Below are 14,565 nucleotides of genomic sequence, written 5' to 3'. Positions count from 1 at the left end.
AAGCTTGAAAAAGGCCGCTGATTAACTTATAATCAGCGGCCTTTTTGTATTACGGCAAAAATTTATTTTTGCTCGCAAAAAGTACGAAACCAATTTTTAAACTGGGAAGCCGTTAGAGTACGCGTCCTCGCGCGCACAAGGCTAAGACCCACCAAATGAGGTATTTATAATGGCTAAAAAAGTTGAAGCTTTAATCAAGCTACAAGTTGCCGCTGGTATGGCTAATCCTAGTCCTCCAGTAGGTCCTGCACTAGGTCAACACGGTGTAAACATCATGGAATTCTGTAAAGCGTTTAACGCGCGTACAGAGTCTATCGAAAAAGGCGCTCCAGTTCCTGTAGTGATCTCTGTTTACGGTGACCGTTCATTTACGTTCGATATGAAAACGCCACCTGCTGCTTACTTACTTAAGAAAGCTGCTGGTATCAAATCAGGCTCAGGCCGTCCTAACACTGAAAAAGTAGGCACAGTAACTCGTGCTCAACTTGAAGAGATCGTTGAGACAAAACGAGCTGACCTTACAGCGGCTGATATGGACGCTGCGGTTCGCACTATCGCAGGTTCTGCGCGTGCGATGGGCTTGAACGTAGAGGACTAAGAAATGGCTAAATTAACTAAACGTATGCGTACTATCCGCGAAAAAGTGGAAGTAACTAAAGATTACGAAATCAATGAAGCAGTTGCTCTTTTAAAAGAATTAGCAACAGCTAAATTCGTAGAAAGTGTTGACGTTGCTGTTAACCTTGGTATTGACGCTCGTAAATCTGACCAGAACGTTCGTGGTGCAACTGTACTACCTCACGGTACTGGCCGTGATGTTCGTGTTGCTGTATTCACTCAAGGCGCTAATGCAGAAGCTGCAAAAGAAGCCGGTGCTGAATTAGTAGGCATGGAAGATCTTGCTGAGCTAGTTAAGAAAGGCGAGATGGATTTTGACGTTGTTGTTGCATCACCAGACGCGATGCGTGTTGTTGGTCAACTAGGTCAAATCTTAGGTCCACGTGGTCTTATGCCTAACCCTAAAACTGGTACTGTAACGCCTAACGTTGCAGAAGCAGTTAAAAACGCGAAAGCAGGTCAAGTACGTTACCGTAATGACAAAAATGGTATCATCCATACTACTATCGGTAAGGTTGATTTCACTGCTGAGCAAATCCAACAAAACCTTGAAGCTCTAATCGTTGCGCTTAAGAAGGCTAAACCTTCTCAAGCTAAAGGTGTTTACGTTAAGAAAGTAACCATCTCTACAACAATGGGCGCAGGTGTTGCTGTTGACCAAAACACGTTAAGCACTTCTGTAGCTTAATAGGTGTTTACATGGCGTGAAATTTGTACTATAATTTTGCGCCATTTTGTTGAATAATTTATTGTTTAACAAGTAAAGAATTCGGGTTGAAGTCCATAATTTCGCTAAGCTCTTGAGTGATGCGATAAATTGGGCTTCCGTCCAAGACCGTAGGCGGCTTCGGCCTTAATATTACCTACGTAGACGGTGTGAATCCCCAGATAGATTTTCCTAATCTCTTCTGGCTCTCGCCGTAAAAAGCATCTCTATCAGTTTTTTGGTAGGGAAGAGTAAAACAGGGAAGCCGAGTGTCGGCGACCCATTAAACCAGGAGTAACACCCATGGCTTTAAATCTTCAAGGCAAAAAAGCAATTGTTGCTGAAGTCAACGAAGCAGCCAATGGTGCTCTTTCTGCAGTTGTTGCAGATTCTCGTGGTGTAACAGTAGGCGCAATTACAGCCCTTCGTAAAGAAGCGCGTGAAGCTGGTGTATGGATGAAAGTTGTTCGTAACACTCTAGCAAAACGTGCTGTTGAAGGTACTGAGTTTGAATGTCTATCTGATTCGTTAGTTGGTCCAAGCTTAATCGCTTTCTCATCAGAGCATCCAGGTGCTGCTGCGCGTATCTTCTCAGATTTCGCGAAAAAGAATGAGAAATTCGAAGTTAAAACGGCCGCTTTTGAAGGAAATGTTGTAGATGCAGCAATGCTTGCTACATTACCTACATACGATGAAGCTGTTGCACGCTTAATGAGCGCTATGAAAGAAGCGTCTGCTGGCAAATTGTGTAAAACAATTGAAGCAGTACGTGTACAGAAAGAAGAGCAAGCTGCTTAATTTTAAGCTGTTTAACCTCCCTTTCGGTGTAAAATTTATTTGGACCTAGAGTCCGTTAATTATTAGGAAATTTGTAATGTCTGTAACTAAAGACCAAATCCTTGACGCGATTGCTGAAATGTCAGTAATGGACGTTGTTGCTCTTGTTGAAGCAATGGAAGAAAAATTCGGCGTAACTGCTGCAGCTGCTATGGTAGCAGGTCCTGCTGCTGAAGCTGCTGAAGAGAAAACTGAATTTGACGTAATCCTTACTGGCGCTGGCGCTAACAAGGTTGCGGCAATCAAAGCTGTACGTAGCGCAACTGGCCTAGGCCTTAAAGAAGCGAAAGCGCTTGTTGAAGCTGCTCCTGCACCTATCAAAGAAGGTGTATCTAAAGAAGAAGCTGAAGCACTTCAAAAAGACCTTACTGAAGCTGGTGCTGAAGTTGAGGTTAAGTAATCTAGCTCACGCTAGGTTCGCTGCCTGAGTAATCAGGCAAGGGCTGGTGATTATTTAATCACCGGCCTTTTTGCGCTATAGAGTTATGTATTCCTGTAGCTCAAATAAAATCTGATTTTCTCTTTACTTTCAACGCTTTATAGTTTGCTAGTGTTGCAGGGGCGGAGTTAATTAGAACAACAATTAAATGTTGTAAATCTTGGCATAGATGCCAGTTAAGTCTGTTCTTACAAGAACAGGTCGGGTCAAAGATCAGCAAGCTGAGGAACCCCATGGCTTACTCTTATTCTGAAAAGAAACGTATCCGTAAGGATTTTGGTAAACGTCCACAAGTTTTGGATATACCTTTCTTACTGTCGACACAGTTAGAATCGTTTAAAAAATTCTTAGTCCCAGACGCTGATGGCGATCATGGTTTGGAAGCAGCCTTCCGTTCTGTGTTCCCTATTAAAAGCTACTCGGGAAATTCTGAGCTTCAATACGTAAGTTATCGTATTGGTGAGCCAGTATTCGATGTAAAAGAATGTCAAATTCGCGGTGTGACTTATTCTGCTCCACTTCGCGTGAAACTGCGTCTTGTAGTTATGGACAAAGAAGCTCCAGGCACAGTTAAAGACATTAAAGAGCAAGAAGTTTACATGGGCGAAATTCCGCTCATGACTGATACCGGTACTTTTGTAATCAATGGTACAGAGCGTGTTATCGTTTCTCAGCTACACCGTAGCCCTGGTGTATTCTTTGATAACGACCGCGGTAAAACCCATTCATCGGGTAAAGTATTATATAACGCACGCGTTATTCCTTACCGTGGTTCATGGTTAGACTTCGAATTTGATGCAAAAGATAACTTATATGTACGTATAGACCGTCGTCGTAAATTACCGGCGTCTATTATTTTACGTGCACTTGAGTACTCTAGCGAAGAAATCCTAGATATGTTCTTCGACACCACTGCGTTTGAAGTAACTGACGGTAAAGTTCTTATGGAACTTGTGCCTTCACGTTTACGTGGTGAAACTGCCGCTTTTGATATCAAAGGCGAAGACGGTGAAGTACTTGTTGAAAGCGGTCGTCGTATTACGGCACGCCACATCAAGAGCATCGAGAAAAAAGGCATTAATCAATTAGAAGTACCACATGAGTACATCATTGGCCGTATTGTAGCTAAAAACTATGTTGATGAATCAACAGGTGAAGTTATTGCAAACGCTAATGACGAGCTATCACTAGAGTTGATGGCTGAATTGGTTAAAGCAGGTCACACTAAAATTGATACGTTATACATCAATGAAGTGGACAGCGGCGCTTACATGTCAAATACATTAAATATTGACTCATCAAGCAACCGTTTAGAAGCATTAGTAGAAATTTACCGCATGATGCGCCCAGGCGAGCCACCGACGAAAGACGCGGCTGAAGCCTTATTTGAGAACCTATTCTTCTCAGAAGAACGTTATGACTTATCTACTGTAGGTCGTATGAAGTTCAATAGCCGTGTTGGTTATGATACAGACACAGGTCCAGGCACATTAAGCAAAGAAGACATCGTAGCTGTTATGAAAGTATTAATTGCTATTCGTAACGGTCAAGGCGATGTTGATGATATTGACCACTTAGGCAACCGTCGTATCCGTAGTGTTGGCGAAATGGCTGAGAACCAATTCCGTGTTGGTCTAGTACGTGTAGAACGTGCTGTACGTGAGCGTTTAAGCTTAGGTGACCTTGACGCGATCATGCCACAAGACCTTATTAACGCTAAGCCTATTTCGGCAGCGGTTAAAGAGTTCTTCGGTTCGTCTCAGTTATCACAGTTTATGGACCAAAATAACCCGCTATCAGAAGTAACGCACAAGCGTCGTATTTCTGCATTAGGTCCGGGCGGTCTAACACGTGAGCGCGCTGGCTTTGAAGTACGTGACGTTCACGTAACTCACTACGGTCGCGTATGTCCAATCGAGACTCCTGAGGGTCCAAACATCGGTCTAATTAACTCGTTATCTACGTACGCACGTACAAATGATTACGGTTTCTTAGAAACACCTTACCGTAAAGTGGTAGATGGTGTAGTAACTGATGAAGTTGATTATTTATCAGCCATTGAAGAAGGTCAGTTTGTTATCGCACAGGCGAACTCAAACTTAACCGAAACCAATGAGTTTGTTGATGAACTTATCCCGTGTCGTCACAAAGGTGAATCAACCTTTATGGGCCGCATGGATCAGCAATATATGGATGTATCACCACAACAGGTGATCTCTGTAGCGGCAGCACTTATCCCGTTCCTAGAACACGATGATGCTAACCGTGCATTGATGGGTTCAAACATGCAACGTCAAGCAGTACCAACATTGAAAGCGGATAAGCCGTTAGTAGGTACTGGTATTGAGTTAACACTAGCGAAAGACTCTGGTGTAACGATTGTTGCTAAACGTGGTGGTGAGGTAATGTACGCCGATGCTAGCCGCATCGTTGTAAATGTAAATGATGATGAGCGTATTCCTGGTGAAGCGGGCATCGACATTTATAACCTTACTAAATACACACGTTCTAACCAAAATACATGTATTAACCAAAAACCAACGTGCATGGTTGGTGAACCGGTTACTCGTGGTGACGTGTTAGCAGATGGTCCTTCGACTGACTTAGGTGACTTAGCCCTTGGTCAAAACCTTCGCGTGGCATTCATGCCATGGAACGGTTATAACTTCGAGGATTCAATCTTACTATCAGAGCGCGTAGTTGAAGAAGATCGTCTAACGACTATCCATATTCAAGAATTACAGTGTGTTGCCCGTGATACTAAATTAGGTCCTGAAGAGATCACTGCAGATATCCCGAATGTGGGTGAGTCTGCGCTAGGCAAGCTTGATGAATCAGGCGTTGTTTATATTGGTGCTGAAGTTAAAGGCGGCGATATCCTAGTAGGTAAAGTGACTCCGAAAGGCGAGACGCAATTAACACCTGAAGAAAAGCTACTACGTGCTATCTTCGGCGAAAAAGCGTCTGACGTTAAAGACAGCTCTTTACGTGTACCAAACTCTGTAACTGGTACTGTAATTGACGTACAAGTTTTCACCCGTGATGGTGTTGAAAAAGATAAGCGTGCGTTAGAAGTTGAAGACATGCAGCTTCGCGAAGCGAAGAAAGACTTCAACGAAGAGTTCCGTATTCTAGAAGCCGGTGTTTTAGACCGTGCTCGCAAGCTACTAGCTTCAGCAGGCTTCGATGAAGACAACTTAGCGTCACTAAATGCTGAAAAGCTACTTACTCAAAGTCTTGCACAAGAAGACAAGCAAGCTGAACTTGAGCAACTAGCTGCACAGTACGATGAGCTTAAAGCTGAATACGATAAGAAGTTTGAAAACAAACGTCGTAAAATTACTCAAGGTGATGACTTAGCACCAGGCGTACTTAAGATTGTTAAAGTATACCTAGCTGTTAAACGTCGTATCCAACCGGGTGATAAAATGGCGGGTCGTCACGGTAACAAAGGTGTTATCTCGACTATCGTACCAGTAGAAGATATGCCATACGATGATAAAGGTCGTACGGTAGATATCGTACTAAATCCACTAGGTGTACCATCACGAATGAACATCGGTCAGATCCTTGAAACACATATGGGTCTAGCTGCACGTGGTATTGGTGAGCGCTTAGAGGAAATGATGAAGGAACAACGTGAGTTACACGAGCTACGTGAATTCATCAAGCAAGCTTACGAAATCGGTGAATCTCGTCAAGAAGTAGATATTGCTAGCTTCTCTGATGATGAAATTCGTCGTTTAGCTGATAACTTAAAAGGTGGTTTACCAATCGCTACTCCTGCATTTGATGGCGCTAAAGAAGACGAAATCAAAGACATGCTAGAGCTTGGTGGATACCCAAGAAGTGGTCAGGTTACACTCTATGATGGCCGTACTGGCGATCAGTTTGAACGTCAAGTAACTGTAGGTTACATGTACATGCTTAAACTTAACCACTTGGTTGACGATAAGATGCACGCACGTTCAACTGGTTCTTACAGCCTTGTTACTCAGCAGCCGCTGGGTGGTAAAGCACAGTTCGGTGGCCAGCGTTTTGGTGAGATGGAAGTATGGGCACTTGAAGCTTACGGTGCTGCTTACACGCTACAAGAAATGCTAACAGTGAAATCGGATGACGTGAACGGTCGTACTAAGATGTATAAAAACATCGTTGATGGTAACCATAAGATGGAACCAGGTATGCCAGAATCGTTCAACGTATTGTTGAAAGAAATCCGCTCACTGGGTATCAACATCGAGTTGGAAGAAAATTAAGCCAATTAGATGCTGCAGTTAACCCTGCAGCATCTGTTACGGCTGAATAGAATGTAGGGGCGAGGTTATCCGCCCTCAAGATTAACTCCGACAGGAGAGCTAAGGTGAAAGACTTACTTAAGTTTCTGAAGCAACAAAATAAGACCGAAGAATTCGATGCAATTCGCATTGGTCTTGCTTCACCAGACATGGTTCGTTCATGGTCATACGGTGAAGTAAAGAAACCTGAGACTATTAACTACCGTACTTTCAAGCCTGAGCGCGATGGCTTATTCTGTGCCCGTATTTTCGGCCCAGTGAAAGATTATGAGTGTTTATGTGGTAAATATAAACGCCTTAAACACCGTGGTGTGATCTGTGAGAAGTGTGGCGTTGAAGTTACACTTACAAAAGTGCGTCGTGATCGTATGGGTCATATCGACCTTGCGAGTCCAGTAGCACATATATGGTTTTTAAAATCATTACCGTCTCGTATTGGCTTAATGCTTGATATGACACTTCGTGATATTGAACGTGTTCTTTACTTCGAATCATTCGTAGTAACTGAGCCTGGTATGACAACGCTTGAGCGTGGTCAACTATTAGGTGAAGAAGAATACTTAGATGCGCTTGAAGAGCACGGTGATGAGTTTGAAGCGAAGATGGGTGCAGAAGCAGTATTAGACTTGCTTCGTGAACTTGATCTTGGCCAACTAATTGCAGAAATGCGTGAAGAGTTACCAACAATTAACTCTGAAACTAAGCGTAAAAAGATCACTAAGCGTCTTAAGTTAATGGAATCGTTCCACCAATCAGGTAATAACCCTGAGTGGATGATCATGACAGTACTTCCAGTATTGCCACCTGACTTACGTCCATTAGTACCACTAGACGGTGGTCGTTTTGCGACATCTGATCTAAATGACCTTTACCGTCGTGTTATTAACCGTAATAACCGTCTTAAGCGTCTATTAGATTTAGCTGCACCAGATATTATCGTACGCAACGAAAAACGTATGTTACAAGAAGCGGTAGATGCGCTACTTGATAACGGTCGTCGTGGTCGTGCAATTACAGGTTCTAACAAGCGTCCGCTTAAATCTCTTGCTGATATGATCAAGGGTAAGCAAGGTCGTTTCCGTCAGAACTTACTTGGTAAGCGTGTAGATTACTCTGGCCGTTCTGTAATCACGGTTGGTCCTACACTTAAGCTTCACCAATGTGGTCTTCCTAAGAAGATGGCACTTGAGCTATTCAAACCATTCATCTATGGCAAATTAGAGCGTCGCGGCATGGCTACGACAATCAAAGCTGCTAAGAAAATGGTAGAGCGCGAAGTAGCGGAAGTATGGGATGTACTAGACGAAGTAATTCGTGAACATCCAGTACTACTTAACCGTGCACCTACACTTCACCGTTTAGGTATCCAAGCGTTCGAACCTGTACTAATTGAAGGTAAAGCAATCCATTTACACCCATTAGTTTGTGCGGCTTACAACGCCGACTTCGATGGTGACCAAATGGCGGTACACGTACCGTTAACGCTTGAAGCTCAGTTAGAAGCTCGTGCACTAATGATGTCTACTAACAACATTCTATCTCCAGCGAATGGTGAGCCAATCATCGTTCCTTCACAGGATGTTGTATTAGGTCTTTACTACATGACGCGCGATCGCATTAATGCGAAAGGCGAAGGCATTGTATTTAAAGATCCTAAAGAAGCAGAAAAAGCATACCGTAGTGGTAACGCAGAACTTCACGCACGCGTTAAAGTGCGTATTAGTCAGTCAATCACTAACGAAGCAGGTGTTGTTGAAGACACTGTAACGCTTATCGACACTACTGTTGGTCGTGCAATTCTGTCTCTAATTTTACCTAAAGGTATGCCGTTTGAGTCAATCAACCAAGCATTAGGTAAAAAGCAGATTTCTGGCTTATTAAACGAGTGTTACCGTCGTCTAGGTCTTAAAGACACTGTTGTGTTTGCTGACCAAGTTATGTACACCGGTTTCCACTACGCAATGAAGTCAGGTGTTTCAATTGGTATCGATGACTTAGTTATCCCACCAGTTAAAGCATCAATCATTGAATCAGCTGAAGCTGAAGTAACTGAAATCAACCAACAATTCCAATCAGGTCTTGTAACGGCTGGTGAAAAGTACAACAAAGTTATCGATATCTGGTCACGTGTAAATGAAAACTTATCACGTGAAATGATGGCCAACTTGTCAAAAGACACGGTTATCAATGCTAAAGGTGAAGAAGAAGAGCAACCGTCATTTAACTCAGTGTTTATGATGGCCGACTCAGGTGCTCGTGGTAGTGCCGCTCAGATCCGTCAGCTAGCAGGTATGCGTGGTCTAATGGCACGTCCAGATGGTTCAATCATCGAGACGCCAATCACGGCTAACTTCCGTGAAGGTCTAAACGTACTACAGTACTTCATCTCAACGCACGGTGCGCGTAAAGGTCTTGCCGATACAGCACTTAAAACAGCTAACTCAGGTTACCTAACGCGTCGTCTAGTAGACGTTGCACAAGATTTGGTAATCAACGAAGATGACTGTGGCACAGAAGATGGCTTAACAATGAAACCGCTTATTGAAGGTGGTGACGTTGTAGAAGCGCTTCGTGAACGTGTACTAGGTCGTGTTGTTGCTGAGCCTGTGCTTATTCCTAATACAGACACTGTATTAGTAGAGCGTAATGTAATGCTTGATGAAAAACTGTGTGACCTTTTAGAAGAGCACTCAGTAGATGAAGTTCGCGTACGTTCTGTTATCACATGTGATAACGACTTTGGTGTATGTGCTAAGTGTTATGGTCGTGACCTTGCACGTGGTCATATCATCAACGCAGGTGAATCAGTAGGTGTTATCGCGGCACAATCAATCGGTGAGCCGGGTACACAGCTTACGATGCGTACATTCCACATCGGTGGTGCGGCATCAAGAGCATCAGCTGAAAACAATGTACAAGTTAAAACTGACGGTACGTTAAAACTACATAACGCTAAGTATGTACTTAATACCGACGGTAAGATTGTAATTACTTCACGTTCAACTGAAATCACTATCATTGATAGCTTCGGTCGTGAAAAAGAGCGTTATAAAGTACCTTACGGTGCGGTACTAACAGTACAAGACAATGCAGAAGTTCAAGGTAACGACATCGTTGCTACTTGGGACCCGCATAGTCACCCAATCGTTCTTGAGCATAAGTCAAAAATCTCGTTCAGCGATGTTGATGACTCAAATACGGAAGCACAAACTGATGAACTAACCGGCTTAACCCGTGTAGTTGTTAAAGACCTTGCTAAAGTAAATGCGAAAGAGCCTAAGCTTATCATCGAAAGTGAAGAGCGCGGCTTGCAGGAAACACGTCTACCTTCATTCACTACGATTGAAGTGACAGATGGCGTTACAGCAAACCCAGGTGACGTACTTGCACGTATTCCGCAAGAAGGTTCGAAAACTCGTGATATCACGGGTGGTCTACCACGCGTAGCCGACTTATTTGAAGCACGTAAGCCAAAAGATCCAGCTATCTTAGCTGAAATCACAGGTACAATTAGCTTCGGTAAAGAGACTAAAGGTAAGAAACGTTTAGTTATTACACCTGCTGAAGGCGATCATTACGAAGAAATGATTCCTAAGTGGCGTCAACTTAACGTGTTTGAAGGTGAGCAAGTGTCTAAAGGTGAAGTTATCGCCGATGGTCCTGAATCACCACATGACATCTTACGCCTACGTGGTGTGACTCATGTTGCTAACTACATTGTTAACGAAGTGCAAGAGGTTTACCGTTTGCAGGGCGTTAAGATCAATGATAAGCACATTGAAACAATTATTCGTCAGATGCTACGTAAATGTACCATCCTTGACGGCGGTGATACTGAGTTCTTAGCGGGTGAGCAAATTGAAGTAGCTCGCGTTAATATCGCTAATCGTGACCTTGAAAAACAAGGTAAGATCCCAGCGAAGTTTGAAATACAGCTAATGGGTATTACGAAAGCATCACTTGCAACAGAATCTTTCATCTCAGCAGCGTCTTTCCAAGAAACAACACGTGTTCTTACAGATGCCGCCGTGAATGGTAAGAGCGATGAGCTTCGTGGTCTGAAAGAAAACGTAATTGTGGGTCGTCTGATCCCAGCCGGTACTGGCTTTGCGTATCACCAAGACCGTATGGCTCGCCGCAAGCAGGGTGAAGTTGTTGAAGAGCAAACAGTAAGTGCAGAAGAGGCAACTCAAGCACTAACAGATGCTCTGAACGCAGACTTATCTGGAAATCAATAAACTCTTATTAATCAACAGATTAATAAATCGTAAGGCAGTTATCTACTGTCTTACGATGAGTTTAGGTTGACAGGTTAAACTTTGCTCATTAAAATTCCGCCACCCATTTACTTGCATGTATGTTACAAGCTTGTAAAAAGGGCGGATTTTTTTATTTTTTTCAGTAGTAATTTTAATTTCAGGAGCTATTTAAATGGCAACTATTAACCAGCTAGTGCGTAAGCCACGTCGTAGCAAGGTTACTAAAAGTAACTCAGCTGCGCTTAAAGCGTGTCCGCAAAAGCGTGGTGTATGTACTCGCGTATATACAACTACACCTAAGAAACCAAACTCAGCGTTACGTAAAGTAGCTCGTGTACGTTTAACTAACGGTTTCGAAGTAACATCATACATCGGTGGTGAAGGTCATAACCTTCAAGAGCACAGTGTAATCCTAATCCGTGGTGGTCGTGTTAAAGATTTACCAGGTGTGCGTTTTCACACTGTACGTGGTGCACTTGACTGTGCAGGCGTTAGCGACCGTCGTCAAGCTCGTTCTAAATACGGTGCAAAACGCCCTAAAGGCTAATTGTTTTCCGTTAGTAAGGCCAAGCACTAAATATTATTAATTATTGTTTTGGGTGATTGTTCCAAAAGGACAAACCTGAATAAACCGGAGATACAAAATGCCTAGAAGACGCGTAATAGGTCAACGTAAAATTCTTCCAGATCCTAAGTTCGGATCGGAACTTCTTGCTAAATTCGTTAACATCGTAATGTTAGACGGCAAGAAATCTACTGCTGAAAAAATTGTTTATGGTGCGCTAGACGTGGCTGCTGAGAAATCAGGCAAGTCGCACCTAGAAATCTTTGAATCTGCACTTGATAACATCCGTCCACAGGTTGAGGTTAAATCTCGCCGTGTTGGTGGTTCAACTTATCAAGTTCCAGTTGAAGTACGTCCAGTACGTCGCAACGCATTAGGTATGCGTTGGTTAGTAGACGCTGCACGTAAGCGTGGCGAAAAATCTATGGGCTTACGTTTAGCTCAAGAAATCGTTGACGCTGCTGACAACAAAGGTACTGCGGTTAAGAAACGTGAAGACGTTCACCGTATGGCTGAAGCGAATAAAGCATTCGCACATTACCGTTGGTAATCTGTCCTTAACCTTTAAGAGGATCATATGGCACGTACAACTCCACTTGAGCGCTACCGTAATATCGGCATAGTAGCTCACGTAGATGCAGGCAAAACCACCACAACAGAACGTGTTCTGTTCTACACGGGTCTTTCTCATAAGATCGGTGAAGTACATGATGGCGCCGCAACTATGGATTGGATGGAGCAGGAACAAGAGCGTGGTATCACAATCACTTCTGCTGCAACAACGTGTTTCTGGAAAGGGATGGACGCGCAATTTGACGACCATCGAATCAATATTATTGATACGCCAGGACACGTAGATTTCACTATCGAAGTAGAGCGTTCTTTACGTGTACTTGATGGTGCGGTAGTTGTTCTTTGTGCTTCATCAGGTGTACAGCCGCAAACTGAGACAGTTTGGCGCCAAGCGAACAAATACGAAGTTCCGAGAATGATCTTCGTAAATAAAATGGATCGCACTGGCGCTGACTTCTTAACGGTTGTTGACCAGGTGAAATCTCGTCTTGGAGCAACGCCTGTTCCAATCCAGTTGCCTATTGGCGCTGAAGACGACTTTAAAGGTGTTATTGACCTTATAAAAATGAAAGCCATTAACTGGAACGAAGCGGACCAGGGTATGACTTTCTCTTATGAGGCAATACCGGCAGAACTTCAAGAGCTCGCTCAAGAGTGGCACTCTCATTTAGTTGAAAGTGCAGCTGAAGCCTCTGAAGAACTAATGGATAAGTACTTAGAAGGTGAAGAGTTAAGTGAAGCAGAAATTAAATCTGCCTTACGTCAACGCACATTAGCGAACGAAATTGTTCCCATTACGTGTGGTAGTGCATTTAAAAACAAAGGCGTTCAAGCTGTGCTTGATGGCGTTGTTGAATACATGCCTGCACCAACACAAGTGAAACAAATCCAAGGTATCCTAGAAAATGGAACTGAGGAAGAACGTCCAGCTGATGATAAAGCGCCGTTTGCTGCACTTGCATTTAAAATTGCAACAGACCCGTTTGTTGGCACTTTAACCTTTTTCCGTGTTTACTCTGGTACTGTTAAACAGGGTGACGCGGTTTATAACCCAGTTAAAGGTAAGCGTGAGCGATTTGGTCGTATCGTACAGATGCATTCAAACTCACGTGAAGAGATCAAAGAAGTTCACGCAGGCGATATTGCGGCAGCTATTGGTCTCAAAGACGTAACAACAGGTGAGACACTGTGTGATCCGAACTCTATTATTACGCTAGAGCGTATGGAGTTCCCAGAGCCAGTTATCTCTGTTGCGGTTGAGCCTCGCACAATCGCTGACCAAGATAAGATGGGTATAGCACTAGGTAAACTAGCCGCAGAAGATCCGTCTTTTCGTGTACAAACTGACGAAGAATCAGGCCAGACTATAATCTCTGGCATGGGTGAACTTCACCTTGATATCATTGTCGACCGTATGAAACGTGAATTCAGTGTTGAATGTAACGTTGGTAAGCCGCAGGTTGCATACCGAGAAGCTATCCGTTCAACTGTTGAAGTTGAAGGGAAGTTTGTACGTCAATCAGGTGGTCGTGGTCAGTATGGTCACGTCTGGGTTAAACTTGAACCGATGGATATTTCGGAAGATGAAGCGCCGACGTATGAGTTCGTTAACGAAACAGTAGGTGGTTCGGTTCCTAAAGAATTTATCCCTGCGGTAGACAAAGGTATCCAAGAGCAAATGTCTCAGGGTGTACTGGCTGGCTACCCATTACTTGGCGTTAAAGCGACTCTATATGATGGTTCATTCCATGATGTAGACTCGAATGAAATGGCATTTAAGATTGCAGGTTCAATGGCAATGAAAGCGGGGGCGCTTAAAGCTGACCCTGTACTTTTAGAGCCAATGATGAAGGTTGAAGTAATCACTCCTGACTCAAACATGGGTGATGTAGTTGGCGACCTTAACCGTCGTCGCGGCATAATCGAAGGCATGGAAGATGCAATAGGTGGACTTAAGCAAGTTAATGCCCAAGTTCCTCTTTCTGAAATGTTTGGTTATGCAACTGCTTTACGATCTGCAACACAGGGCCGTGCTTCTTACTCTATGGAGTTTTTGAAGTATGCTGAAGCCTCTAAACAGGTTGCAGATACAATAATTTCAGCTCGCGCTGTTATATGATTTTAGCTCGTCTGGCTCAATAGTGAGTCAGGCTTTAATTTCTTAATTAGGAATTTTTTAAGATGGCAAAAGAAAAGTTTGAACGCGTAAAACCGCACGTAAACGTTGGTACAATCGGCCACGTTGACCACGGTAAAACTACACTAACTGC

General features: G+C 43.5%; 10 protein-coding genes. All 10 read left to right on the top strand.

Annotation, left to right across the window (positions count from 1 at the left end; all coding sequences use genetic code 11):
• Nucleotides 1-169: 169 nt before the first annotated feature.
• Nucleotides 170-598: a 50S ribosomal protein L11 gene (gene rplK, locus AN389_RS07335; protein WP_004588205.1), complete on the top strand. Its 429-nt coding sequence runs from the start codon at nucleotides 170-172 to the stop codon at nucleotides 596-598.
• A gap of 3 nt (nucleotides 599-601) precedes the next feature.
• Nucleotides 602-1,306, top strand: coding sequence for a 50S ribosomal protein L1 (gene rplA / locus AN389_RS07330; protein WP_055015587.1), 705 nt, complete (start codon nucleotides 602-604; stop codon nucleotides 1,304-1,306).
• Nucleotides 1,307-1,627: 321 nt separating this feature from the next.
• Nucleotides 1,628-2,122: a 50S ribosomal protein L10 gene (rplJ, locus tag AN389_RS07325; protein ID WP_055015586.1), complete on the top strand. Its 495-nt coding sequence runs from the start codon at nucleotides 1,628-1,630 to the stop codon at nucleotides 2,120-2,122.
• A gap of 76 nt (nucleotides 2,123-2,198) precedes the next feature.
• Nucleotides 2,199-2,561, top strand: coding sequence for a 50S ribosomal protein L7/L12 (gene rplL, locus AN389_RS07320; protein WP_004588208.1), 363 nt, complete (start codon nucleotides 2,199-2,201; stop codon nucleotides 2,559-2,561).
• Nucleotides 2,562-2,833: 272 nt separating this feature from the next.
• Nucleotides 2,834-6,859, top strand: a complete 4,026-nt coding sequence (rpoB, locus tag AN389_RS07315; protein ID WP_055015585.1) for a DNA-directed RNA polymerase subunit beta — start codon at nucleotides 2,834-2,836, stop codon at nucleotides 6,857-6,859.
• 104 nt (nucleotides 6,860-6,963) lie between these two features.
• The gene (gene rpoC / locus AN389_RS07310) at nucleotides 6,964-11,136 is read left to right on the top strand and encodes a DNA-directed RNA polymerase subunit beta' (protein ID WP_055015584.1); all 4,173 of its coding nucleotides are present in this window, start codon (nucleotides 6,964-6,966) and stop codon (nucleotides 11,134-11,136) included.
• A gap of 193 nt (nucleotides 11,137-11,329) precedes the next feature.
• Nucleotides 11,330-11,704, top strand: a complete 375-nt coding sequence (rpsL, locus tag AN389_RS07305) for a 30S ribosomal protein S12 (protein ID WP_002958885.1) — start codon at nucleotides 11,330-11,332, stop codon at nucleotides 11,702-11,704.
• A 97-nt stretch (nucleotides 11,705-11,801) separates the two neighbouring features.
• Nucleotides 11,802-12,272, top strand: coding sequence for a 30S ribosomal protein S7 (gene rpsG, locus AN389_RS07300; RefSeq protein ID WP_004588211.1), 471 nt, complete (start codon nucleotides 11,802-11,804; stop codon nucleotides 12,270-12,272).
• A 27-nt stretch (nucleotides 12,273-12,299) separates the two neighbouring features.
• On the top strand, nucleotides 12,300-14,414 hold the full coding sequence (gene fusA, locus AN389_RS07295) for an elongation factor G (RefSeq protein ID WP_055015583.1): 2,115 nt from the start codon (nucleotides 12,300-12,302) through the stop codon (nucleotides 14,412-14,414).
• 62 nt (nucleotides 14,415-14,476) lie between these two features.
• Nucleotides 14,477-14,565 (top strand): GTP-binding protein (locus AN389_RS07290; protein ID WP_233997923.1); only part of this gene is annotated, 89 nt, incomplete at its 3' end.

It is taken from the genome of Pseudoalteromonas sp. P1-7a (genome assembly GCF_001401855.1).
Taxonomy (GTDB): Bacteria; Pseudomonadota; Gammaproteobacteria; order Enterobacterales; family Alteromonadaceae; genus Pseudoalteromonas.
The sequence above is the reverse complement of the archived record's forward strand: the minus strand, read 5'-3'. Positions and strand labels throughout refer to the sequence as shown.

What these genes read in the sequence shown, in the direction of transcription:
- rplK (WP_004588205.1), top strand. Translation starts at nt 170, where the DNA reads ATGGCTAAAAAAGTTGAAGCTTTAATCAAGCTACAAGTTGCCGCTGGT.
- rplA (WP_055015587.1), top strand. Translation starts at nt 602, where the DNA reads ATGGCTAAATTAACTAAACGTATGCGTACTATCCGCGAAAAAGTGGAA.
- rplJ (WP_055015586.1), top strand. Translation starts at nt 1,628, where the DNA reads ATGGCTTTAAATCTTCAAGGCAAAAAAGCAATTGTTGCTGAAGTCAAC.
- rplL (WP_004588208.1), top strand. Translation starts at nt 2,199, where the DNA reads ATGTCTGTAACTAAAGACCAAATCCTTGACGCGATTGCTGAAATGTCA.
- rpoB (WP_055015585.1), top strand. Translation starts at nt 2,834, where the DNA reads ATGGCTTACTCTTATTCTGAAAAGAAACGTATCCGTAAGGATTTTGGT.
- rpsL (WP_002958885.1), top strand. Translation starts at nt 11,330, where the DNA reads ATGGCAACTATTAACCAGCTAGTGCGTAAGCCACGTCGTAGCAAGGTT.
- rpsG (WP_004588211.1), top strand. Translation starts at nt 11,802, where the DNA reads ATGCCTAGAAGACGCGTAATAGGTCAACGTAAAATTCTTCCAGATCCT.
- fusA (WP_055015583.1), top strand. Translation starts at nt 12,300, where the DNA reads ATGGCACGTACAACTCCACTTGAGCGCTACCGTAATATCGGCATAGTA.